Below are 22,387 nucleotides of genomic sequence, written 5' to 3'. Positions count from 1 at the left end.
TATGGTATCTATTCGAGGCGCACACCAACATAGTGAAGAACATTACTCGCTGACTCAATTTGATGTTGAACGATGGATAAAACAAGAATTGTTATTAACCAGTCCAACATTTTATAAAAAGTTTAGAGAAGTTTGGGATTTTTGTTTTGAAAACAGCGCAGGTGCGCCGGAGCAAACTTTTTGTTTCGAAAACGCAATAGAAATGGTCGAGATTTTATCGACACTTAATATGGACATTAATAGTTTATGTGCCGCTTTATTGCTTCCTTTTGTTGATAACAAAATCATTCGTCGAGAAGATATTCCTGAAGATTTTGATCGTGAAATTTCTCATATTATTTCTAACATTGTCAGAATGAAGGAAATTCGCCAACTACGAGCCATTCGTAACGGCAGCGCCACTACCGAACAAATTGATAGTATCCGTCGTATGCTACTTGCGATGGTCAATGACTTTCGAAGTGTAGTAATTAAATTAGCAGAACGTATTACCTATTTACGCAATTTAATTAATGCCCCCCAAGAAGAACAAGTGCTTGCCGCTAAAGAGTGTTTTAACATTTATGCCCCTTTAGCTAACCGTTTAGGCATAGGTCAATTAAAATGGGAGTTAGAGGATTTCTGCTTCCGCTATTTATATCCAGATGAATATCGTTTGATTGCTAAAAAATTGCAAGAAAAGCGATTAGATCGTGAATTGTATATCAAGCAATTGGTTCATCATTTACAAGCACTGATGAATCAAGATCATATCCGCGCTGAGGTTTATGGTCGCCCTAAGCATATTTATAGTATATGGCGCAAAATGGAGCGTAAGCATCTCGAATTCGAGGATCTATATGACATCCGTGCCGTACGGATTATCTGCGATCGTATTGAGGATTGTTATAATGCATTAGGCATCGTCCATAGCCATTACAAACATATCGCTAAAGAATTTGATGATTATGTCGCTAATCCAAAACCAAATGGTTATCAATCAATCCATACTGTCGTTTATGGACCACAAGATAAAATAATCGAAATTCAAATCCGTACTGAACAAATGCACAATGATGCTGAACTAGGCGTTGCCGCTCATTGGAAGTATAAAGAAGGCAGTACTGACAAAATGACTGCTTATGATCAGCGAATTTCTTGGTTGCGTAAATTATTAACATGGCAACAAGAGATGTCTGAAAGCGGTGAGATTCAAGAAGCTGTGCGTAGTCAAATTTTTGATGACCGCGTTTATGTTTTCACCCCTAAAGGCGATGTTGTTGACTTGCCTGCGGGTTCAACTCCACTTGATTTTGCTTATCATATACACAGTGATGTTGGGCATCGGTGTATTGGTGCTAAAGTCGGCGGAAGAATTGTACCATTTACCTACCATTTAAAAATGGGTGATCAAGTTGAAGTCATTACCCAAAAACAACCTAATCCAAGCCGTGACTGGCTAAATCCGAATACTGGATTTGTTAATAGTAGCCGTGCAAGAGCTAAAATTCAAGCTTGGTTTAAAAAACAAGATCGACATAAAAATATCGTAGCAGGTCAGCAAATTTTAGAGCACGAGCTTGAACCTTTAAATATTAGTTTAAAAAGTGTTGAAAAACTCTTAATCAATAAATATAACGCTCATTCTTTTGACGAGGTACTTGCTGGTATTGGTAGTGGTGATGTAAGAATTAATCAATTAGTTAACTTCATTAATGCTCAATTTCACAAACCAACGGCTGAAGAAGAAGATGAAGCCGCATTAAAACAGATTGCCCAAAAATCGAATACACAAACCAAAAATATCAATAAAATTGGCAATAAAAAAGGTAGTGAAATTATTATTGAAGGTGTGGGTAATTTAATGTATACCATTGCAAATTGCTGCCGCCCTATTCCTGGCGATCCAATCGCAGGGTTTGTTACTCAAGGGCGAGGTATCTCAATTCATCGGGCTGATTGTGAACAATTACAAGAACTTAAAAATCATGCTCCTGAGCGTATTACCCATGCAGTTTGGAATAATAATACCTACTCAAGCTATACCATGGTGGTACAAATTGTTGCCAACGATCGAAGTGGTTTATTACGAGATATTACTACGATTTTGGCGAATGAAAAGGTTAATGTTCTTGGTCTAATGAGCCGCTCGGATATGAAGCAACAATTAGCGACTATCGATGTAGATATGGAAATTTTTGATCAGGATTCGTTAAATCGAGTACTCAATAAAATAAAACAACTACCCGATGTTATTGAAGCTAAACGTTTTCAAGGCTAATTGACATGTTAAATTGCCACTTTTTATTTAGTGGCAATAGGTTAAGACTTATTATTTTCTTTCTAAAATTTCAAACCGATATGGATAGTTATTTTTATCATCGGCTTGATGTGCTTCTTGATAAATAACTTGCCATTGCTCAGGCGAATAATCAGGAAAATAAGTATCGCCCTGTAGTTTTGCATCTATATGCGTTAAATAAAGTCGATTTGCTAAAGGTAACGCTTGTTTATAAATATTACCACCGCCAATAATAAATGCTTCATCAACAAGCTGTGTTTGAGCTAACAATATTGCAGCATCAATTGATGGTACCCAACTTATATTTGGAACCATGTTAGATTCTATGGTTGTTTGTCTTGAAATGATAATATTATGACGCCCCGGTAATGGGCGACCAATTGACTCAAATGTCTTTCGTCCCATAATAACAGGTTTATTAAGAGTATTTTTTTTAAACCATGCCAAATCTGCAGGTAAATGCCAAGGCATTTGATTATTTAAGCCAATTACATGATTATCAGCCATAGCAACAATCATACTTACTATCATATTCACTCCTTTACACATATCCTAAAGATTTTATTCGTTGATTGACATTTTCAGGAAAGATAGTTTGGCTCCAAAGCCGTTCACTTAAAGAAAGTAACGACTCTTTTTGCCCTGACACAATCCAATTAGCCAGTGCTGTAGCCACATCTGGATAGATTATTGGTTTTGGCGAAGGTAAATTAAGCCAGTATTTGAGTTTTATACCGTTTAAACTTTCCATAACCGTTGCCATATCAAGAGAACGCAAACATTGAGCATTATAAATTTGTTCAAATTGACCTGATACAGGTTTAGTAAGAATCTTTTTACCAAGCGTCAATGCTTCAGAAATCAATGCAAATCCTGTATTTGTAATAATTCCAGAGCAACAAACTAAAGCTTGTGTAAAATTATTACGACCAAGTGGTTGAAAATTAATATTATTTTGTTGTGATGTTTGTTTTATATCTGGATGAAAACAGATAAATTGATGCTCCTTAAACTGTTTTAACAATACTGTAATTTCATCTAATGCTTCAAATGGCAAATAAACGATGATGTTTCCATCTTCGGTTGGCGCAGTTTCAAAAGTGTCAATCATAGGGGGAATTAGCTTATGCCCAAAATGAAACCAATGTAGGCCAATTGCTTTAGTGACGGGAGCATAATATTTCATAATCACATTTGCGACTAATCCATATTCTTTAGGTTTAAGATATTGGCAAACAGCTTGATTGCTTATGCCTAAACATTCACGATGTTGATGATGTGCAGCCCAAGCACTTACTGGCTCAAAATCGCTAATTATGCAATCATATTTTGATAAATCGAGCTCACGAACATCTTTAATGAGCCTGAAAGCTCGAATCCGTTGCACGGTTTTGCGAAAATTAATTTTACCATTAAGGGTTGCAAACGTAACACCACGATAGGTTTTATAATCACCAAAAGCTTGCATGTCGAAATAGTCTTTAGGATCGCGGCCACTGAAAATATAATCAACATTCGCACCAGCCTTTCTCAGTGCGTTAGCTAATGTTCTACAGCGACTGACATGACCATTACCTGTTCCTTGAACACCAAAGAGAATTTTCATATCTTTATGATTCGTCAATTTAAGTTATACAAATATAATAGCAGAACAGCTTATTATTATGTAAATTATTTTGTATGATTAAATGTAACATGATATTAATGATTAGTTGTCATAATTCAATATTGGTTAACGTTATTACTCATTAGTCTAGAGAAGTAACCGTGCCTCAAGTAGTTACAATAAAATAGTCTCACTTAAAGTGTATAAATTTTGTATAACTTTGCTTCTTTTTTCAGTACAATAGCCTAAGTAATTGTTAGATGAATAGTGAGATTTGCATATGTCATTAAAAATCATCAATAAACAAAATTACCTTATTATTGCATTAGCAATTATTTTCTTTTTATTTGCTGATTCTGCTAGATATTTGACAATCACAATTGGCTCATTAGTTACTATTAATGATATTTCACACCACATAATCGCTAAGTTAGGCATGAATGAGCATAATGATTGCCATTCTTTATTACAAAAATCATCTTATGATTCAGCTTGTACCACTTTTAATCTTCAGTTTTTACCACATTGTGATCTATACCTTACATTTAGCTTTGCTCAAAAATATAAAAAGTTTATTCCTGAATTAAAACTACTAAGAATTGTTTAATTAATTTGTATTTTCAATAAAAAATTAGTCGAAATATCTATCTTTGCAGTAAAAATTTTTTGTTATTCGTTTATATCGCTAATCACTCAATAGTGATTATTCATTATAAAAACATGATTATAGGAATATTATGAAACGTCGAAATTTTTTGTTCAATATTACAGCGGCTTTAAGTGGGATAGCAGTTACAAAAGCCTTTGCCAAAATGGATAATTCAACTATGTCAGGTATGGATTGTGAAGCCAACTCTGATCAGTGTAAAACAGGTGAAATGGGAGACATGAATATGAACATGGGTGATAAAGTTTCACAAAAATTATTAGCAACTTCAGCTTTACCGCAAGGACTGGATTTACCACAATTACCTCGCTTAGAAAATACCAGTAATAAACAAGGTATTTTTGAAGCAATCTTGGAAGCAAAACCTGTTAAGTTAAAGTTAACACAAGATATTACAACAGAATTTTGGGCATATAATGATCATATCCCCGGTCCAGTGATTGAAGCTTTTGAGGGGGATAACGTTAAAATTACTGTTAAAAATAACTTACCACAAGCGACAACCGTACATTGGCATGGTTTGCTCATCCCATCTAATCAAGATGGTAATCCACAAGATCAAATTCCTGCTGGAGGTAGCCGAACTTATGAGTTTACTATACCAGAAGGGAATGCTGGTACTTATTGGTATCATCCACACGGTCATGAAACCGTAGCAGAACAAGTTGCGCGAGGATTAGCTGGCATATTTATTGTACGCAGCAAAAACGATCCGCTTGCATTCTTGCCCGAACAACACTGGTTTTTTTCAGATTTAAAATTGACTGATAAAGGTGAAATTGCGGATAATTCAATGGTTGATTGGATGAATGGTCGCGAGGGACAATTTGTGTTAATTAATGGTGTCTATCGTCCCAAAATCACCATAAATACGGCAACGAGGATACGAGTTTGGAATGCGTGTTCTGGTCGTTATCTTAATTTATCCGTTCCTGGCTGTGATGTTTATTTGGTAGGTACTGATGGAGGACTAATGCCTGCACCTGTTTTACTCAATAAACCGCTGCTATTGTCGCCAGCTGAACGTGCAGAACTCGTCATTTTGCCAAAACAATCTGGTACAGTATATTTACAATCTATCGGTTACGATCGCGGAAAAATGGGGAATGTACCACCAGAGCAAGATATCATACTTGCAGAATTGGTATTGACACAGTCAAAATCAATTACTATCCCGTCAACCTTACGTGCATTGCCAAAACTAGGGCAGGCAACGACCTATAAATCTATTGAATATACCGAAGTAATGGACATGAAAGAGCCGCGTGGTGGTGTGTTATTTTTAATTAATGGTAAACGTCATGACATGTCGCGAATTGATCTAAAAAGCAAAATTCACGATATTGAAGAATGGACAATATTCAATAACTCCCATATGGATCACAACTTCCACATCCATGGTGCACAATTTATTGTACAATCGCACGAGTTAAATGGTAAAAAAACTCAGCCTGACTATATTGCCTTAAAAGATACCATTAATTTGCGACCACACGAAAAACTTACTATCAAAATACAGCAAAATCTTCCTGGGCTTCGCATGTATCACTGTCATATTATTGAACATGAAACAACTGGCATGATGGGGCAATTAATGGTGGAATAAAATTCTTTCCTCATCTTTCCTTAATTCAATTTTTTATTATGGTTGGATTAAGGGAAGATAAATTAACATAAAATTACTTTAGTTGTTTTTTCTAATTCAGCAACTTGTATGGGATCTGCCATATCATTGGTAATGAGCGCTGTTATTTCACACCAATCACAAATCTTATATAAACTTTTACGACTAAATTTAGTATAATCCCCTAAAATATATTTTTTATCTGCATGCGCAATAATTGCCTTATCAATAAACGCATCGGATGATGAAGGACTCGACGGACCATTTAAATTGCTAAAACCATCAGTACCTAAGAAGCAGATATCAACTTGAATTTCACTGATCATCGACAACGCCCAACCACCAAAAACCGATGAGCTTTTATCACGTAATTCACCACCAAACAAGAAAACTTGATTTTTGGACGAAATCAAGGTGTTTGCGACAGGAAGAGAGTCAGTAAAAATCTTAAAATCTGAGCGATATACGAGTAGTTTTGCCAGCTCTAAGGTCGTACTACCTGTACCTATAATCATAGAACAATTATCAGGAAGCAAAGTCAATGCTTCTTGTGCAATACTCTTTTTTAAACTTGCATTTTCTTTTTCCCTAATTTGAAAAGGATTTTCAAGAGCACCTTGTTTAAGCGTCGCTCCGCCGTGGCATTTTACCAAAAACCCTTTTTTCTCTAATTGAGATAAATCTTTGCGAATAGTTTCATAAGTGACTTGGTATTTACGCGCTAATTCACTGACATAAACAGTTCCTGATGTAATTAATTCTTCTAAAATTAATTCTCTTCTCTCATTCATTAATTGCATAATTAATAATCTCAAATATGTTAATCGAAAAATTTAATCTTTATTACAGTTGGTTTTTATTGGCATTCTACAACAAAATATAACTTATTCCTTAATTATCTTGTATTTCTTTTCACTCACCTCTTATTAATTGCACTGAAAAACACTTGCAAAGTTGGTTTTAATTTGCTTTTAAAGTTTTTAAAAACAATATCTTATTTATTTTGTGACGAAGATCACATTGACTTTACAATAAAAACCAATTATAAAATTGGTTATTAATTTAATTGAGGAAAGCCAATGAAAACAAAAATTGCTATTGCCAGTGACGATCTTGGATTTGAATATAAAGAAGCAATCAAACAATATTTAATCTTAGAAAAAAATGCCGACATTGTTTATGACCCTGTCAAAACCAAAGAAGATGGAATCAATACTTTTGCAAAACTAGCAGATGAAATGTCACTAATTATCCAAAAGGATGTTTGCCGTTTAGGCATTTATATTTGTGGAACGGGAATAGGCTTTACTTGCCAAGCGAATAAACACTGGGGTATTCGAGCCACCGCTGTCACCAACCCTTATTCAGCTAAACGTGCCAGATTGAGTAACAACGCCCAAATTATCGGCATTGGTTGCCGAGTTAATGGATTGGAGTACACAAAAATGATTATTGATGCTTGGCTTGATGAACCTTTCAATTTTGAAACAGCCCGGGAAAATTCTAAAAAAAACCTACTTGAAGCAGAACGCAATGATAATGCTTTATTAGTCAAACCTATGCATGTTGCATGGAATATGGGATTTAGAGCAGATGAGTAATCAACAAAGGAGTCACTTATGGAACTGATCACACAATTTATTAATGATTTAGGTAATTTTATTTTTATTCCTATCATATTTCTAATATTTATGGCCGCACTCGGTCGGCCTATCTCTGAATGTATATCTTCTGCAATGAAAGTCGGTATTGGATTTATTGCATTAAGTATGACCATTAAGTTTATGCTTGACAAAATGGCACCAGCTGTAACAGGACTTGCTGAAAGTACGGGATCTTCGCTTAGCGCAATTGATGTTGGTGGAGCGGCTACAGCGGTAATGGGATTCGGTTCGAGTATGGGGCCGATTATTATTCCATTATGTGTTGCTGTTAATATATTACTTCTTATTATGAAAATTACTGACTGTGTGAATGTAGATGTATTTAACTTGCACCAAAATGCATCAATGGGAGCTATTGTTGGCGTTTATTCAGGAAGTTTTTTATATGGTGTATTAACAGCAGCACTTTTCCACGTATGGGCATTAATTGCCGCCGATCTTGGCGCTAAAAATAATGAAAAATTTTATAATTTACCAGAAGGTGTTTCGATTTCTCATCCTGTAGCAAATACCTATCTTATTTTTGCTTATCCGTTTAATTGGATTTATGACCGTATACCTGGTTTCAAAAATCTTAGTATTACAGCTGAAACCATCCAAAGACGTTTTGGTGTACTTGGTGATCCAACTGTGGTTGGATTTATTATCGGGGTATTACTTGGATTTTGTGGTTATTCATGGCAAACCCCATATCACACTATCATTGCAAGTTTACAATTAGGCATGTATTTAGCCGCTGTCATGCTGCTATTGCCAAGAATGACCTCCATAATGATGGAGGGATTAGTACCATTATCTAATGTGGCTCGGAAAAAATTAGTTAAACGGTTTCCTAATCGTGACATTACTGTCGGCATGGATACTGCATTAATTGTTGGTAATCCTGCGGTTATCGCACCAGCTTTGTTACTTATCCCTGTTATTGTCATCTTAGCAGTTATCTTACCTGGTAATAAGGTGATGCCATTAGGTGATTTATCGCAATTTGTATTTTTTATTGCTTGTATGGTCCCAGTATTTAAAGGAAATATTCTCCGCACATGGATAACATCCATCTTTTTGTTTGGTGGCGGTTTATATATTGCTTCATGGATGACACCTTCAACAAATGAAGTATTCCAAAAATTTGGTACTAATCCAGACGCAACAGTGATGTACACCTCATTAAACCCATCAGCAAATCCATTTACAGGGCTTTTTGCCGCAATCAGTCATGTAGGCATATTAGGTTATATGTTGATTGGTTTAATTTTGTTATCAATTGGTTATTTATTAAAGAAAAAAGAAAGAAATTCAAATATTAATAGCGAGGTTTCAAAATGAAAAAAGTATTAGTGGTATGTGGAAATGGAATTGCTTCATCATCAATCATGGTTTCAATTTTACAAGACTATTTAAAAGAACAACATTTAACTGCACAAGTGGATAAATCATCACTAATGGCATGTAATGCAGATACGTTTAATAGCTACGATTTGGTCGTCTCATCAACCAAAATCGATAATCCCGAGATAAAAACAAAAGTTATCGTTGGTGCAGGCTTACTTACTGGCCTAGGAGAAGAGACTATATTCGAAGCGGTTAAACAAGAACTAACAAAATAAGAGGTCAACTATGTTTATTTTAGTTCATGATTTAGAAGAAAGTATTCACAACTATCAAGATGCAATAAGCTCATCGGGCTCTTATTTATTAACCAAAAATTATATTCATGCTGATTATATTAATGCATGCATAGATCGTGAAAAAGAGTACCCAACGGGATTAATGATGAGTAACGGTATTGGCATTGCAATCCCCCATGCCAATTATCAACTTGTTAAATCTGACGCTATTAGTTTGGTCCGTTCGACTAAAGGCATTGTATTTAGGCAAATGGAAAATGCTGACTTAATGGTAACTTGCCATTTAATCTTTAATTTGGCGTTATCAACTAGTAATCAACATTTATCGATCCTTAAAAAACTCTTTACTTCATTTCAGAACGAAACTTTTATTACCCAGTGTCAGCATTTAAGTTGTCAACAAGCCGAAGAATGGATTGCTCAGCAATTAAATACGAAATGAATTTAAATTTTGGTAAAGTTTTATTGGAAAATAAATAACAATAATTTACTAATAAAAATAAAAGTTTAAGTTAAATAATAGCATATTTTTATCTCGGCAATAGTTCAGGCTATTGCCCTTATTAAGGAAAAAAAATGCAATCACAATTAATCATTGACGAATTAAATCGTTCGGTTAAAACATTAACGGAACAAAATATTACGAACTTGATACAAAAAATACAACAACATAATCGTATTTTTGTTTATGGTACAGGGCGATCTGGCCTTATGCTAAAAGCTTTGGCAATGAGGCTTATGCAACTTGGGCTAAATGCCTTTGTCGTAGGTGAAACAACAACACCATCAACAAAACAGGGCGATTTATTAATTGTAGCATCGGCGTCGGGAGAAACAAATAGTGTCAATATGATAGCAGAGTCGGCACTAAAGCAAACTATTGATCTTGCTATTATCTGTGCATCGCCTAATTCTACACTAGCAAAAATTCAGACTCCTGATATTATTTTGCAATCTGGCAATAAATATTCCACATCACAAATAAGCCAACAACCTCTGGGAAGCCTTTTTGAACAAATGTTACTTGTCATCTTTGACACAGTCATTCTTACCATGAGCAATCAACAAAAAGGCAGTAATGATGATATGGCTCATCGCCATGCCAGCTTAGAATAACATTAGATTTACTCAACAAAAACTCGCTTATTACTACCTAAAAAAAGCGAGTTTTTATAAACCTATCGTCTTATTAAAATTCCTTTTATTAAATTATTCCCCTTGTAATAAGGGTTTTTTCTTTTGCTAAAAAATGCTAAAATGCGCAGATTATGATCGTCATTAACTACTGGCAAAAACTCAGCAAACGATTGATTATCAAAACCGCTTTATCGCACTTATTATTAGGTGTGATTGCTGCTGGGTTTGGTTTATGTCAAAACGAAGCGCTTCCATCGGAATCTGACGTTTCGCACAGTGGAATTATTGCTTTTGCATCCATTGTACAAGACCACAGAGAAACAGCACAAAGAAAGTCACAAACACTAGCATGTTCCCAAAAACAGCATACTGTAGTACTTTTAATAACGCCTAATTATGATGATCTTTCCCCTAGCAAGGCAATCCGACTATCCCCTTACAACAGTATACGAGCTGGACCAAAAACTACCTCTTAAAATTTACGCACAAATGAAACTAATTTTTATACAAGGCAAAAGCCTTAAAATCCGTATTGAAGAATAAGAGAAAAGTTATGTTATTAAAATTATTAACAAAAGTATTTGGTAGTCGCAATGATCGCGTATTAAAAAGCATGCGCAAACGAGTTGAAAACATTAATGCACTTGAACCAGCAATGGAAGCATTAACCGATGATGAATTGAAAGCAAAAACCGCTGAATTTAAACAACAGGTTGCTACAGGTATCCCATTAGATGATATTTTAGAAGAAGCTTTCGCTGTGGTACGCGAAGCAAGTAAGCGTGTGTTTGGCATGCGTCATTTTGATGTGCAGTTAATCGGCGGTATGGTATTAAATGAGCGCTGCATTGCCGAAATGCGTACCGGTGAAGGTAAAACCTTAACAGCAACATTACCTGCTTATTTAAACGCATTAACTGGTAAAGGTGTGCACGTTGTTACGGTTAATGATTACTTAGCACAGCGTGATGCAGAAAATAATCGTCCTTTATTTGAATTTTTAGGCTTAACAGTAGGGATCAACCTGCCAAATATGCCAGCACATATAAAACGTGAGGCTTACAACGCTGATATCACCTATGGTACAAATAACGAATATGGTTTCGATTATCTACGCGATAATATGGTTTTTAGCAAAGATGCACGAGTACAACGTCCGTTGCATTACGCCTTAGTCGATGAAGTCGACTCAATTTTAATTGATGAGGCAAGAACCCCATTGATTATTTCAGGTCAGGCCGAAGATAGTTCTGAAAGATATATTAGTATTGATAAAATCATTCCTTATTTGACCCGTCAGGAAAAAGAAGACTCTGAACAGTTTCAAGGCGATGGGGATTTTTCCATTGATGAAAAATCACGCCAAGTTAATTTAACCGAGCGTGGATTAGTTAAAGTTGAAGAGCTATTGATTAAACAAGGTATCATGAAAGGTGATGAATCACTTTACGCACCGAGCAATATCGTATTAATGCATCATGTTAATGCAGCCCTACGTGCTCATCACCTATTTCATCGCGATGTTGATTATATTGTTAAAGATAACGAAATAGTTATCGTTGACGAACATACAGGTCGAACCATGGATGGTCGTCGTTGGTCTGATGGTTTACACCAAGCGGTTGAAGCAAAAGAGCATGTTAAAATCCAAAACGAGAATCAGACACTGGCTTCAATTACCTTCCAAAACTATTTTCGTTTATACGAAAAATTAGCGGGGATGACAGGTACTGCTGATACTGAAGCATTTGAATTTAATCAAATTTATGGATTAGATACAATTGTTATTCCAACAAATCGACCAATGCAACGAAAAGATCAATCTGATCTTGTCTATATGAGTGAAAAGGAAAAGATTAACGCGATTGTCACTGATGTACAAGAATGTGTAAAACGTGGTCAACCCGTTTTAGTTGGGACAGCATCAATCGAAAAATCAGAATTAGTTTCACAAGCATTTAAAAAAGCCGGCATTAAACACAATGTGCTAAATGCCAAATTCCATGCTCAAGAAGCTGAAATCATTGCTAATGCTGGAAGTAAAGGTGCCGTTACCATTGCAACTAATATGGCGGGGCGTGGTACCGATATTATGCTTGGGGGCAATTGGCAAAGTGATATAGCTAAAATTGAAAATCCAACGCAAGAAGATATCGAAAAAGCGAAACAAGTTTGGCAAACCAAACACGAAGAAGTGATTGCATTAGGCGGGCTTTATATTTTAGGTACAGAGCGTCATGAATCGCGTCGTATCGACAACCAGTTACGTGGTCGTGCTGGTCGTCAAGGTGACCCTGGTGCTTCACGTTTTTACCTATCACTTGAAGATCCATTGATGCGAATCTTTGCATCAGATCGTGTCGGTAACATGATGCGTAAACTGGGCATGAAAGAAGGCGAAGCCATAGAACACCCATGGGTCACAAAAGCCATTGCCAATGCACAAAAGAAAGTTGAAAGTCGCAACTTTGATATTCGTAAACAACTTCTTGAATATGATGATGTTGCTAACGAACAACGTAAAGTAATTTACCGTGAACGAAACAGTTTACTTGATAATGCCGACATAAAAGATACCATTGATTCGATCCGAGGGGATGTATTTAACACCTTAATTGACCAATATATTCCACCACAATCGATTGAAGAGATGTGGAACATTCCAGGGCTTGAAGCTGCACTAAAAACAGACTTTGATTTAGATCTACCTATCGCAAAATGGCTAGATGAAGAGCAAAACCTGCATGAAGAAACATTGCGCGAACGTATCTTACAAATGGCACAAGAAAGATATTTAGATAAGGAAAGTTCTGCTGGTGCTGAAGCATTTAGGCACTTTGAAAAAAGTGTCATGTTACAAACACTTGATACGCTTTGGAAAGAACATTTAGCTGCTATGGATTATTTACGTCAAGGTATTCATTTACGTGGTTACGCACAAAAAGATCCAAAACAAGAATATAAACGCGAGTCCTTTAATATGTTTGCTGGCATGTTAGAATCGTTAAAATATGATGTTATTGGTATTTTAAGTCGTGTGCAAATTCGCTCACAAGAAGAAGTTGATGAAGCAGAACGTCAACGTCTCGCTGAAATGGAAAAACTAATGGCTAAACAACAAGCTAGTCATGAATCTGTGACTACTATGAATGGTGAGGGTGAAGATCAGACAGTTGGGGCCTCAACACAACCAATAGTACGAACTCAAGCTAAAGTTGGACGTAATGATCCGTGCCCTTGTGGTTCAGGTAAAAAATATAAACACTGTCATGGTGCTGTTCAGTAAGGTAAAAATTTAGTATCATCACACAAAGTTGATGATTAAAACGTCGATTAGGATCGGCAATAAATTGAAAAGGGGGGAAGTTGCAGCTTTCCCTAATTTTACTCATAGGCAAATAGAATTATGAATAAACATATTGAAATTGCTGTAGGTATTATTCGTTCACAAAATTGTCAAATCTTTATCACCCAACGCGGTGAAGACTCTCATCTTGCTGGTTTTTGGGAATTCCCTGGTGGAAAAATCGAGGCAGGAGAAACCCCATATCAAACCCTACAACGCGAAATTGCTGAAGAAGTAGATATCTATATCCATCAGGCCCAATTCTTAGAAGTTTTTGAATACAGTTATGATGATCGTGATATCACAATTCATGCTTATTTAGTTGAAGAATGGGATGGCGTCCCCTTCGCTAAAGAAGGTCAACCAAGCCGTTGGATTGATCAAGAAGATTTGAATGCCGACGAATTTCCTGATGCCAATCGACCGATTATCGAAATGCTAAAAAATTTGGATAAACAAATCTAGTTTATTTATTAGCATTTATTTTGTCAGCTTTCTTTATTAAGATTAGTTCATTTTGTCATTTCTGTTTCTTTTGTTTTTAACTTCAGGCCATTTTAATATCGGCTTTATAAATCAATGCGCTAGAAAAACTAAGAGCGCTTTGCTCATTTCCATTACTATCAGAATGAATTTTCCGCACATAATCTAAAATGATATACAATAAATAGGTTAACTATAACTAAGTAAACAAATTTTTTATTCGCTAGATAATAAGCGTTAAAAAATATATAATGCTGCGAATTTTTAATGTTAATTACCATTAAAAATAGTATTATATTAAATAAAATTAAGGTGTTAATTATAATGAAAGAATATAAGGTAGTTGTTTTTCAAGAAGGCGCATTGTCTTCATTACTTTTAGGCTCAGCTAACGCTAATGAACTTAAATTTTCAGAATTTTTAAACAAAAATGCTCAAGAGGGTTGGCGAGTAGTAACAATGGAAAAAGATATGCGCCGCTTGTTCCTTTTTTGGAAAAGAGAAGCCTATTTAATTGTAATGGAACGGGAACGTAGTTAAACAAAAGTCTAAGTATCATTACCTGTTTTTAATGAATTCATTCAAAGCATGAATATTTTAGGTTAATAATTTCGTCTTTTTTAAGGTAATGGCATTTTTACTCATACGTGCCTGATAAAAAGTGAAATACATTAGCGATTGACAAAATTGGGAATCAATATATCTATTGATTGTATTGTATTCCCACTAAATCAGATAAACTCAATCAATCTTTTTTATACAAAGCAATATTATTTCTCAACAGGCAATTTCAAGTAACTACTATATTTTTATAAAAAAGCAAAAGGACGCGTTAAGATTTACGCTGTAATTTTTGTTCTGCTAGAGCTAAAAAAACAATACCAATAATGATAGATAACCCACCAAGCATACGCGTCAAAGTAATTTGCTCATCAAAAGCAATAACCGAAACCAACATCACGGTGACCACCTGTAGATGAGAAGCGGCAAAAGCGGGACCTACTGGTGCGTTTTTTAATAATACCATCCAAGTGATAAATGCGCCTGTATAACCAAGCATGACTAAATAAGCCCAGCCATGAGAGAAAACACGCATGAACCAATCAACACTTACTTCAAATGGCATCGCCGATAATGCCGTTAGTTTAAAGCTTGTTTGACCAAACGTATCAAAAAATAGTAGCAAAATAAATCCAATAATATAAAATTTTTTCATTATGTAAGTCCGACTAAAACGACACCGGTGGTAATAAAAAATATTCCAATGATCCGGAATAATGTAAGATGTTCTTGAAATAAAATGCGCCCAGCCAACATAACAGTAATAATATTAAATGATCCTAATAAAATGCCTTGCGACAAAGGTACTTCACTTAAAAAAGCTAGCCAAAAAATAAAACCAATAAAGTATGCGGCAAAGCCTAGCCAAAGCCAAAAATTACCAAATAATTTTTGCCAATAATGCAAACCTTGCTGATTTTTTGAGGTGATTGCTGCATACTTAAATGCAATTTGTCCAATTGTATCGCAGACAATATTTATTAACCAAAGTATAGCAATTAAGATTGACACTGCTGACAAAATCCATGTATTTCAAGCACGCTATGTTTGATTAAAAAATCACTTTGCTGTGCTAATTGTTTAAGTTGATGTTCAATATCTTGTGAATGTTTTTCAATGATCTGTTGACATTTATCACAAATAAATAAAATTGAAATATGCTGTGGATCTTGAAAGTGTGGGCAAATAATATAGCTATTAGAAGATTCAACTTTATGAATGAAACCTTGCTCTAGTAAAAATTCAAGCGCACGATAAATTGTGGGCGGTTTAGCCTGAGGTTCACTGACTTTGAGTAGATCTAAAAGATCATAGGCACTCATCGCTTTATTTGCCGTTAACATAATATCTAAAACTGTTCGACGTTGCGTTGTCAGTTTAATACCCCGCTTTTTGCATAAAGTTTCAATCTTTTCAAGGAGCAGATTATGCATTCGGTTTCCTTTGCCTTTCGTCATTATTTTTTTGTGCTGCTTTTCTTCGTCTTATTTCTTTAGGGTCATTGATTAAAGGTCGATATATTTCAATGCGGTCACCATTTTTAACCAATTCATTGAGATCACAACGTTTGCCATAGATGCCAATTAAATGTTCATCTAGTTTAATCTGACACAACGATAAGATATTGGATTTTGTAATTGCTTGCAAGACATTCGTTTGATCATCGACATCGCAATTAATTATCGTTGGGTTATTTGGTAACGCATAAACAACTTGAATATTTATCATTTATAAATCTGCCTTGCTCGTTTTGAAAACGCATTGACCATACTTGTCATCACTTCTTTAAACACTGGAGAAAAAGCAATATCTAATAACTTATTTTTAAACTCAAAGTTTAAGCTAAAACTAATTTTACTTTTGTTTTCACCGAGTGAACTAAATTGCCATCTTCCCGATAGGTGTTTAAATGGTCCTTCAAACAATTTTATCTCAATAGAATTTGGTTGATTAATCTGATTTATTGTAGTGAAAGATTTTTTAAAGCCTAATTTCTCAACTTCAATAAACGCTGTGTACGTATTATCTTGTTTGCTAATAATACCAGTTGCGATACAATCAGGAACAAATTCAGGGTATCGAGCAATATCATTTACTAAGCAAAACATTTGCTCTATAGAATAAGGCTCGATAACTTCGTGAAAAACATGTGCCATAATAATAAAATAAAAAGTTAAAATTAGTGGCATATCATATCATGTAACTTTATAATAACGCACATTATGACTAAGAAAAAATCACATAAGCCAGGTTCGGCAACCATTGCATTAAATAAACGTGCACGCCATGAGTACTTTATTGAAGAGGAAATTGAGGCGGGCTTATCCCTACAAGGTTGGGAAGTAAAATCCCTACGCGCAGGAAAAGCCAACATTAGTGACAGTTATGTTTTACTTAAAGATGGTGAAGCATGGCTCTTTGGTGCAACTATCACACCTCTTAATGTCGCGTCAACACATGTTGTCTGCGAACCAATGCGCACACGTAAATTGTTATTGAATGAACGAGAACTAAATTCATTGTTCGGTCAAATTAATCGCCAAGGTTATACCGTTGTTGCCCTTTCTTTATATTGGAAAAACGCATGGGCAAAAGTGAAAATTGGTGTTGCTAAAGGTAAGAAAGAATACGATAAACGCACAGATATTAAAGAGCGTCAATGGCAAGTCGATAAAGCGCGCATTATGAAAAACGCCAATCGATAGCGGCTTTGCTTTTGCTTTATACTGATTTTCTCAATGCGACTAAAAAGCACTTAGTTACTAACAACTATTGATATTGTATATTGTTGCTATAAAAAATAACCGCTATAAAGCGGTTATTTTTGGCAATAATGTTAAACCGTAAGACTTACTAATTTACCATCTTGTTTTACAAAGGATTGATTAACATAAACGTTCGTACTATTTCTAATATTCAGTGGTTCGCTAACGATATTATCAATAATTACATTGTTAAATAAAATGCTATCTGCGTTTTCGATAAAAAAACCTTTTCCTGCTTCAGGTTTGACATCTTTAAACATGTCAACTTCCCCTGCTTGAGCATTAACTTGCATTGATATACGGATATTATCAAACGAAATATTAGATATTGGTGATTCCGGAATACCATATAAAAATCCGGCATAAGCTCGGACATTTTTCGCAATAATATTAGAAAAACTAATGTTATTACATGCTGGTGTTGATTCATTAACTTGTAATGCTTTTTTATTCCAAACAATAGGATCATTACCTTTAGGTCCACAATAGTAATAGTAGTTCATGACAAATGCTGACAGTACTTCGTCCATGACAATATTGCTAAAAGTGATATCCGAAATTATGCCACCTCGACCCCGGCGAGTTTTAAATCTCACTCCACGATCGGTTTTTTGAAACACACAATTAGTAATAGTCACATTCCTAATACAGCCACTCATTTCACTACCTAACACTACGGCTCCGTGACCATGGATCATATTACAATTAGTAATTAAAATGTTTTCACAAGGGCTTTTTTCAGTTGTTTCTTCTGTACCTGCTTTAATCGCAATACAATCATCCCCCACGTCAATATAGCAATTTGATATTCTAACATTACGGCAAGATTCTGGGTTAATTCCATCTGTATTTGGTGAGTCAGCAGGATTTAGAATCGATACATTATCTACAACTACATTATTTGATTCCATTGGATGGACCGTCCAGCTTGGTGATTGAGTTAAAAACAGTTTTTCAATAGTTACTCGTTCACAAAAATCAAATCCAATCAGATAAGGTCTTGGATATTTAAGGCAACTACGCTCATTACGGAAAATATGCCACCATTTTTGACCATTACCATCGATTGTACCGCCACCAGTAATAATCACATTTTCAATATTTTTCCCATATATACACGGCATGTATATATCTTGTTTTACGCCTTCCCAACGCGAGTTAACAACAGGATAATCATTTGAATTATTAGAAAATAGTAAAGTTGCACCTTGCTCAATAACAAAAGTTAAATTACTACAGAGTTGAATTGCCCCTGTATAATAAATGCCTGAAGGAACAACGACTGTTCCTCCGCCTAATTTTTTAATATGCTGTATTGCTTTTTCAAAAGCAATGGTATTCATTGATTTCCCATCACCAATAGCGCCAAAATTTATTACTGATACTGTTGTCATTATTTTTCCTTACTGTTTTATAAACGGTAAGGAAATAATTTTTCTTTACCGTTTATTAATTAACGAATAAATAACAGAATTTGCAATAATTAATCCTGATAATTTATTTAATAAGTTCTATTTTGTTGTTACACTTTTTGTTTAAAACCAATATTGTTATTACCAAAACATTTTTCATAAGCAATACCTGATAATTCTTCGACTACTTTTTTTGTTTCAGGGGTGACATCTTCCATTTTTCCACCTTGTCGAATACGTGCAACTTCATTAATAATGACTGAATGTGTAGCATGATCAAGTTTCATTTTCCATGCAAAGAAACAACCGATTAATGCCATGCCAATAACACCATAAATAATAATACCATTAATTGCATCAATGGCGCTTTGTGGCTGTACATGTGATTTTGATTCAAATCCATATGTACTTAATATAATACCAAGTATAAATACAATGGATGCGCGAACTAATTTTCCTGCCATTGTCATCGCGCCAGCATAAACACCTTCACGGCGTCGATTAGTCACTACTTCATCAACGTCAGCAAGGAAGACATAAACACTCCACGGAATGTAATAAACACCGCCAGTTCCTAAACCAAACCAAATGGTAATACCAATAACAATCCAAGTCGCCTGAGGAAGATTAAAATAGTAGATGCCGACATAACCAATCATGGATGAAACAACAATCAGTAACGCAATAATGAACGGTTTTTTAAAACCTTTTTTGGCACAATACATCATAAAGAAAGCAGTTGAAAATAACTGACAAATACTGCTTAAAGAGTTCATTGAAGCAACAAATGAGCGTGGTTCACCTAAGCTAAATACGATAAAATAAGTAAATACAGCAGTAAATAACCATTCGGCACCAAAACCAAACAAATACATGCCTAAATGAGTTCTGAAAGTTTTAATACGGAAGGTTGAAAATATATCAATAAAAAGTTTTTTGATTGCTTCAAAAAAGCTATGTACATATTCATCTTTAACTTGCTCTTTTGGTTTTTCCCAGCTGTTACAATAGAGCAAAATTAACGCCGACATCATAATCGCAGCATAAGTAATACCAGTTAACAAAAACGGAGTTGCTGACTCTTTGCTATAAAAGTAAAAGAACACTCCCGGTATTGCAGCACCTAAGAAATTAGCTACTTTACCAAACATTGCTTTTGAACCAGTTAAATAAGTACGCTGAGAAAAATTAGAAGTCATTTCAACAGGTAAAGTATTAAATGGAATCATAATACTGGTATAAATGATTTCAAATAGAATATATGTAATAAGGTAATACCAAAATCCCATTCCATTAATCCATAACATTGGGTAAATCGTCATTAATGGAATACCCATTAGGATAAAAAATCGCCGCCGCCCAAAACGTTGACCTATTTTAGTTTGATAAAAATTGTCGGTAATAAAGCCCATTAATGGGTTCAAGATTACATCCAAATAAGTCGCAATAGAGAAAATAACTGCGGCTTGAACAACGGTTAACCCACAAAATGTAGTATAAAAATAGAGCAACCATGCACCACTAATTGCAAGCGCACCACTACCAATTAAATTACCACTTCCGTAGGAAAATCTTACTAACCATGTGATTTTTTTATCTTTATTGTTTCCCATAATATGATTCCTATATTATTTATAAAAAAACGCCTCCTGCATTAAGTCAAAGTGACTTAATGACATCATTAACTAATAAATGAATAATTATTTTTAGAGAGTTACGCCACTTTTTAAAATGGCCAAATTTCTGAAATTATTTTTTTCGTTGCATGTTTTCTTTCCGTTAGCAATAAGAACGATGTGCTCAATGAATTCTGTTAATAGTGATTGCATTGGAACTCCATGGATAAGTTTTCCTGCATCAAAATCAATCCAATTCACTTTTTTTTCTGCTAATTGACTATTAGTAGCAATTTTGACAGTAGGTACAACTCCACCATAAGGCGTTCCTCTACCTGTTGTAAATAACACCATATGGCACCCTGCTGCAGATAAAGCGCCTGTCGCAACCGCATCATTTCCTGGAGCACTGAGCAAATTAAGTCCTTGTTTTGTTAACATTTGCCCATATTTAAGAACATCTATAACTTCACTTCCACCTGCTTTTTGAGTACAGCCGAGTGATTTTTCTTCTAGTGTGGTGATACCACCAGCTTTATTTCCTGGTGAGGGGTTTTCATAAATAGGTTGATTATTTGAAATAAAATATTGTTTAAAATCATTAATCATATGCACTGTTTTATCAAAGGTCGACTCATCAACACAATGCGACATTAAGATATTTTCAGCACCAAACATTTCTGGCACTTCAGTGAGTACACTGGTTCCACCATGTGAAATAACGTAATCAGAAAATAACCCAAGCATTGGGTTGGCGGTAATACCAGAAAAACCATCCGAACCACCGCACTCTAAACCAAATTTCAATTCACTTAATCGACCTAATTCCCGCTTATCATTTTTCATAATAGCGTAAAGTTCTCTTAGGTGACCTAAAGCTGATTCAACTTCATCTGTTTCTTGTTGCGCAACAAGGAATCTGACTCGAGACTCATCATATTCGCCCAAATCAGCTTTGAACTCAGATATTTGATTATTTTCACAACCTAGTCCAATTACTAACACTGCTCCAGCATTAGGATGTTTGACTAAATCTTGTAAAATAATTTTGGTATTTTTATGATCTTGTCCTAATTGAGAACATCCATAAGGATGCTCAAGCACGGTAATGCCATCAATTTCTAATTGATTATTTAACTCTTCACAAAACTGTTTAACAATTTGTTGGGCAATACCATTAATACATGTCACCGTCGGTATAATCCATAGTTCATTACGAATACCTACTTGACCATTTTGACGACGATAAATCTGCACTTCCTTATCTGGTATTTCGTGTAATGAATTATTTTTAGACAAATGTGGATGATACTGATAATCATCAATATCATTCAAATTGGTTTTCAAATTTTGTGAATGGATATGTTCACCAGCTTTAATTGAGCAAGTTGCATGCCCGATAGGCAAACCATATTTAATAATATTGTCACCTTGCTCAAGATCTTTAAGAGCAAATTTATGTCCTTGTTTGATAGGTTGTTGTAGATCAATATGGTGACCATCGACCATAATATTGGCTTGGTGTGCTTCCAAATCTGATAATGCTACACCAACATTATCTTTGTTATTTATTTTTATAAATTTAATCATCACATCACTC

Annotated in this window: 24 protein-coding genes; 13 read left to right on the top strand and 11 right to left on the bottom strand. The window is 34.9% G+C overall.

Annotated elements, in window-relative coordinates:
- Position 1 precedes the first annotated feature (1 nt).
- Positions 2 to 2,260, top strand: a complete 2,259-nt coding sequence (gene relA, locus GQ593_RS01300; RefSeq protein ID WP_160430274.1) for a GTP diphosphokinase — start codon at positions 2 to 4, stop codon at positions 2,258 to 2,260.
- A gap of 51 nt (positions 2,261 to 2,311) precedes the next feature.
- Here relA and folA read toward each other — a convergent pair whose 3' ends face one another.
- Complete coding sequence (folA, locus tag GQ593_RS01295; RefSeq protein WP_160430273.1) at positions 2,312 to 2,812, bottom strand: type 3 dihydrofolate reductase; 501 nt, start codon at positions 2,810 to 2,812, stop codon at positions 2,312 to 2,314.
- 10 nt (positions 2,813 to 2,822) lie between these two features.
- Positions 2,823 to 3,887 (bottom strand): MJ1255/VC2487 family glycosyltransferase, encoded by a 1,065-nt coding sequence (locus GQ593_RS01290; RefSeq protein ID WP_160430272.1) that lies wholly within the window; start codon positions 3,885 to 3,887, stop codon positions 2,823 to 2,825.
- A gap of 280 nt (positions 3,888 to 4,167) precedes the next feature.
- Between GQ593_RS01290 and GQ593_RS01285 the strand changes: the two genes are divergently transcribed.
- Together GQ593_RS01285 and GQ593_RS01280 are read left to right on the top strand one after the other, a co-directional pair.
- Positions 4,168 to 4,494, top strand: a complete 327-nt coding sequence (locus GQ593_RS01285) for a hypothetical protein (protein ID WP_160430271.1) — start codon at positions 4,168 to 4,170, stop codon at positions 4,492 to 4,494.
- A gap of 130 nt (positions 4,495 to 4,624) precedes the next feature.
- Positions 4,625 to 6,160: a multicopper oxidase family protein gene (locus GQ593_RS01280; protein WP_202115326.1), complete on the top strand. Its 1,536-nt coding sequence runs from the start codon at positions 4,625 to 4,627 to the stop codon at positions 6,158 to 6,160.
- A gap of 62 nt (positions 6,161 to 6,222) precedes the next feature.
- On the opposite strand, the gene GQ593_RS01275 is transcribed toward GQ593_RS01280, so the two are convergent.
- Complete coding sequence (locus GQ593_RS01275; protein WP_160430270.1) at positions 6,223 to 6,978, bottom strand: DeoR/GlpR family DNA-binding transcription regulator; 756 nt, start codon at positions 6,976 to 6,978, stop codon at positions 6,223 to 6,225.
- A gap of 279 nt (positions 6,979 to 7,257) precedes the next feature.
- Here GQ593_RS01275 and GQ593_RS01270 point away from each other — a divergent pair, with 279 nt between their 5' ends.
- The 9 genes from GQ593_RS01270 (at position 7,258) to GQ593_RS01230 (ending at position 14,973) form a co-directional block, all read left to right on the top strand.
- Positions 7,258 to 7,779, top strand: coding sequence for an RpiB/LacA/LacB family sugar-phosphate isomerase (locus GQ593_RS01270; protein WP_160430269.1), 522 nt, complete (start codon positions 7,258 to 7,260; stop codon positions 7,777 to 7,779).
- 18 nt (positions 7,780 to 7,797) lie between these two features.
- A complete protein-coding gene (locus GQ593_RS01265; protein WP_160430268.1) occupies positions 7,798 to 9,165 on the top strand; it encodes a PTS galactitol transporter subunit IIC in 1,368 nt (455 codons plus the stop codon).
- Positions 9,162 to 9,446 carry a PTS sugar transporter subunit IIB gene (locus tag GQ593_RS01260; protein WP_160430267.1) on the top strand — a complete coding sequence of 95 codons (285 nt, stop codon included), beginning with the start codon at positions 9,162 to 9,164 and terminating at the stop codon, positions 9,444 to 9,446. The genes GQ593_RS01265 and GQ593_RS01260 overlap by 4 nt, the downstream gene beginning before the upstream one ends.
- Before the next feature lie 10 nt (positions 9,447 to 9,456).
- The gene (locus GQ593_RS01255) at positions 9,457 to 9,909 is read left to right on the top strand and encodes a PTS sugar transporter subunit IIA (RefSeq protein WP_160430266.1); all 453 of its coding nucleotides are present in this window, start codon (positions 9,457 to 9,459) and stop codon (positions 9,907 to 9,909) included.
- Between the two features lie 134 nt (positions 9,910 to 10,043).
- Entirely contained in the window at positions 10,044 to 10,583 is a 540-nt protein-coding gene (gene hxlB / locus GQ593_RS01250; protein WP_160430265.1) for a 6-phospho-3-hexuloisomerase, read from the top strand.
- Between the two features lie 152 nt (positions 10,584 to 10,735).
- Complete coding sequence (locus GQ593_RS01245) at positions 10,736 to 11,080, top strand: hypothetical protein (protein WP_160430264.1); 345 nt, start codon at positions 10,736 to 10,738, stop codon at positions 11,078 to 11,080.
- 77 nt (positions 11,081 to 11,157) lie between these two features.
- The gene (gene secA, locus GQ593_RS01240) at positions 11,158 to 13,890 is read left to right on the top strand and encodes a preprotein translocase subunit SecA (RefSeq protein WP_160430263.1); all 2,733 of its coding nucleotides are present in this window, start codon (positions 11,158 to 11,160) and stop codon (positions 13,888 to 13,890) included.
- Between the two features lie 120 nt (positions 13,891 to 14,010).
- A complete protein-coding gene (gene mutT / locus GQ593_RS01235) occupies positions 14,011 to 14,415 on the top strand; it encodes an 8-oxo-dGTP diphosphatase MutT (protein ID WP_160430262.1) in 405 nt (134 codons plus the stop codon).
- A gap of 342 nt (positions 14,416 to 14,757) precedes the next feature.
- Positions 14,758 to 14,973 (top strand): DUF4177 domain-containing protein, encoded by a 216-nt coding sequence (locus tag GQ593_RS01230; RefSeq protein WP_160430261.1) that lies wholly within the window; start codon positions 14,758 to 14,760, stop codon positions 14,971 to 14,973.
- A gap of 292 nt (positions 14,974 to 15,265) precedes the next feature.
- Here GQ593_RS01230 and GQ593_RS01225 read toward each other — a convergent pair whose 3' ends face one another.
- Genes GQ593_RS01225 through GQ593_RS01205 form a run of 5 tightly spaced genes read right to left on the bottom strand, consistent with a single transcriptional unit; the run spans position 15,266 to position 17,183 of the window.
- Positions 15,266 to 15,649 carry a DMT family transporter gene (locus GQ593_RS01225; protein WP_160430260.1) on the bottom strand — a complete coding sequence of 128 codons (384 nt, stop codon included), beginning with the start codon at positions 15,647 to 15,649 and terminating at the stop codon, positions 15,266 to 15,268.
- On the bottom strand, positions 15,649 to 16,005 hold the full coding sequence (locus GQ593_RS01220) for an EamA family transporter (RefSeq protein WP_160430259.1): 357 nt from the start codon (positions 16,003 to 16,005) through the stop codon (positions 15,649 to 15,651). Before GQ593_RS01220 ends, GQ593_RS01225 begins: the two co-directional genes overlap by 1 nt.
- Positions 15,993 to 16,427: a zinc uptake transcriptional repressor Zur gene (zur, locus tag GQ593_RS01215; RefSeq protein WP_160430258.1), complete on the bottom strand. Its 435-nt coding sequence runs from the start codon at positions 16,425 to 16,427 to the stop codon at positions 15,993 to 15,995. Before zur ends, GQ593_RS01220 begins: the two co-directional genes overlap by 13 nt.
- A complete protein-coding gene (locus GQ593_RS01210) occupies positions 16,420 to 16,722 on the bottom strand; it encodes an RnfH family protein (RefSeq protein WP_160430257.1) in 303 nt (100 codons plus the stop codon). Before GQ593_RS01210 ends, zur begins: the two co-directional genes overlap by 8 nt.
- Positions 16,719 to 17,183, bottom strand: a complete 465-nt coding sequence (locus tag GQ593_RS01205) for a type II toxin-antitoxin system RatA family toxin (protein WP_160430256.1) — start codon at positions 17,181 to 17,183, stop codon at positions 16,719 to 16,721. Before GQ593_RS01205 ends, GQ593_RS01210 begins: the two co-directional genes overlap by 4 nt.
- 33 nt (positions 17,184 to 17,216) lie before the next feature.
- Here GQ593_RS01205 and smpB point away from each other — a divergent pair, with 33 nt between their 5' ends.
- Positions 17,217 to 17,699, top strand: coding sequence for an SsrA-binding protein SmpB (gene smpB, locus GQ593_RS01200; protein ID WP_065581660.1), 483 nt, complete (start codon positions 17,217 to 17,219; stop codon positions 17,697 to 17,699).
- A 131-nt stretch (positions 17,700 to 17,830) separates the two neighbouring features.
- On the opposite strand, the gene GQ593_RS01195 is transcribed toward smpB, so the two are convergent.
- From GQ593_RS01195 to GQ593_RS01185, 3 genes are all read right to left on the bottom strand, one after another.
- Positions 17,831 to 19,153 (bottom strand): glycoside hydrolase family 28 protein, encoded by a 1,323-nt coding sequence (locus GQ593_RS01195; protein ID WP_160430255.1) that lies wholly within the window; start codon positions 19,151 to 19,153, stop codon positions 17,831 to 17,833.
- A 128-nt stretch (positions 19,154 to 19,281) separates the two neighbouring features.
- Positions 19,282 to 20,784, bottom strand: a complete 1,503-nt coding sequence (locus GQ593_RS01190; protein ID WP_160430254.1) for an MFS transporter — start codon at positions 20,782 to 20,784, stop codon at positions 19,282 to 19,284.
- A 93-nt stretch (positions 20,785 to 20,877) separates the two neighbouring features.
- Positions 20,878 to 22,377, bottom strand: a complete 1,500-nt coding sequence (locus GQ593_RS01185) for a UxaA family hydrolase (RefSeq protein ID WP_160430253.1) — start codon at positions 22,375 to 22,377, stop codon at positions 20,878 to 20,880.
- Positions 22,378 to 22,387 lie beyond the last annotated feature (10 nt).

It is taken from the genome of Gilliamella sp. Pas-s25, from assembly GCF_009795885.1.
GTDB lineage: Bacteria > Pseudomonadota > Gammaproteobacteria > Enterobacterales > Orbaceae > Gilliamella.
This window is presented reverse-complemented; position numbering and strand designations above follow the sequence as displayed.

Bases quoted from the DNA above. Each gene is read 5' to 3' on its own strand.
- relA (WP_160430274.1), top strand. From the start codon at position 2: ATGGTATCTATTCGAGGCGCACACCAACATAGTGAAGAACATTACTCG.
- folA (WP_160430273.1), bottom strand. From the start codon at position 2,812: ATGATAGTAAGTATGATTGTTGCTATGGCTGATAATCATGTAATTGGC.
- GQ593_RS01290 (WP_160430272.1), bottom strand. From the start codon at position 3,887: ATGAAAATTCTCTTTGGTGTTCAAGGAACAGGTAATGGTCATGTCAGT.
- GQ593_RS01285 (WP_160430271.1), top strand. From the start codon at position 4,168: ATGTCATTAAAAATCATCAATAAACAAAATTACCTTATTATTGCATTA.
- GQ593_RS01280 (WP_202115326.1), top strand. From the start codon at position 4,625: ATGAAACGTCGAAATTTTTTGTTCAATATTACAGCGGCTTTAAGTGGG.
- GQ593_RS01275 (WP_160430270.1), bottom strand. From the start codon at position 6,978: ATGCAATTAATGAATGAGAGAAGAGAATTAATTTTAGAAGAATTAATT.
- GQ593_RS01270 (WP_160430269.1), top strand. From the start codon at position 7,258: ATGAAAACAAAAATTGCTATTGCCAGTGACGATCTTGGATTTGAATAT.
- GQ593_RS01265 (WP_160430268.1), top strand. From the start codon at position 7,798: ATGGAACTGATCACACAATTTATTAATGATTTAGGTAATTTTATTTTT.
- GQ593_RS01260 (WP_160430267.1), top strand. From the start codon at position 9,162: ATGAAAAAAGTATTAGTGGTATGTGGAAATGGAATTGCTTCATCATCA.
- GQ593_RS01255 (WP_160430266.1), top strand. From the start codon at position 9,457: ATGTTTATTTTAGTTCATGATTTAGAAGAAAGTATTCACAACTATCAA.
- hxlB (WP_160430265.1), top strand. From the start codon at position 10,044: ATGCAATCACAATTAATCATTGACGAATTAAATCGTTCGGTTAAAACA.
- GQ593_RS01245 (WP_160430264.1), top strand. From the start codon at position 10,736: ATGATCGTCATTAACTACTGGCAAAAACTCAGCAAACGATTGATTATC.
- secA (WP_160430263.1), top strand. From the start codon at position 11,158: ATGTTATTAAAATTATTAACAAAAGTATTTGGTAGTCGCAATGATCGC.
- mutT (WP_160430262.1), top strand. From the start codon at position 14,011: ATGAATAAACATATTGAAATTGCTGTAGGTATTATTCGTTCACAAAAT.
- GQ593_RS01230 (WP_160430261.1), top strand. From the start codon at position 14,758: ATGAAAGAATATAAGGTAGTTGTTTTTCAAGAAGGCGCATTGTCTTCA.
- GQ593_RS01225 (WP_160430260.1), bottom strand. From the start codon at position 15,649: ATGAAAAAATTTTATATTATTGGATTTATTTTGCTACTATTTTTTGAT.
- zur (WP_160430258.1), bottom strand. From the start codon at position 16,427: ATGCATAATCTGCTCCTTGAAAAGATTGAAACTTTATGCAAAAAGCGG.
- GQ593_RS01210 (WP_160430257.1), bottom strand. From the start codon at position 16,722: ATGATAAATATTCAAGTTGTTTATGCGTTACCAAATAACCCAACGATA.
- GQ593_RS01205 (WP_160430256.1), bottom strand. From the start codon at position 17,183: ATGCCACTAATTTTAACTTTTTATTTTATTATTATGGCACATGTTTTT.
- smpB (WP_065581660.1), top strand. From the start codon at position 17,217: ATGACTAAGAAAAAATCACATAAGCCAGGTTCGGCAACCATTGCATTA.
- GQ593_RS01195 (WP_160430255.1), bottom strand. From the start codon at position 19,153: ATGACAACAGTATCAGTAATAAATTTTGGCGCTATTGGTGATGGGAAA.
- GQ593_RS01190 (WP_160430254.1), bottom strand. From the start codon at position 20,784: ATGGGAAACAATAAAGATAAAAAAATCACATGGTTAGTAAGATTTTCC.
- GQ593_RS01185 (WP_160430253.1), bottom strand. From the start codon at position 22,377: ATGATTAAATTTATAAAAATAAATAACAAAGATAATGTTGGTGTAGCA.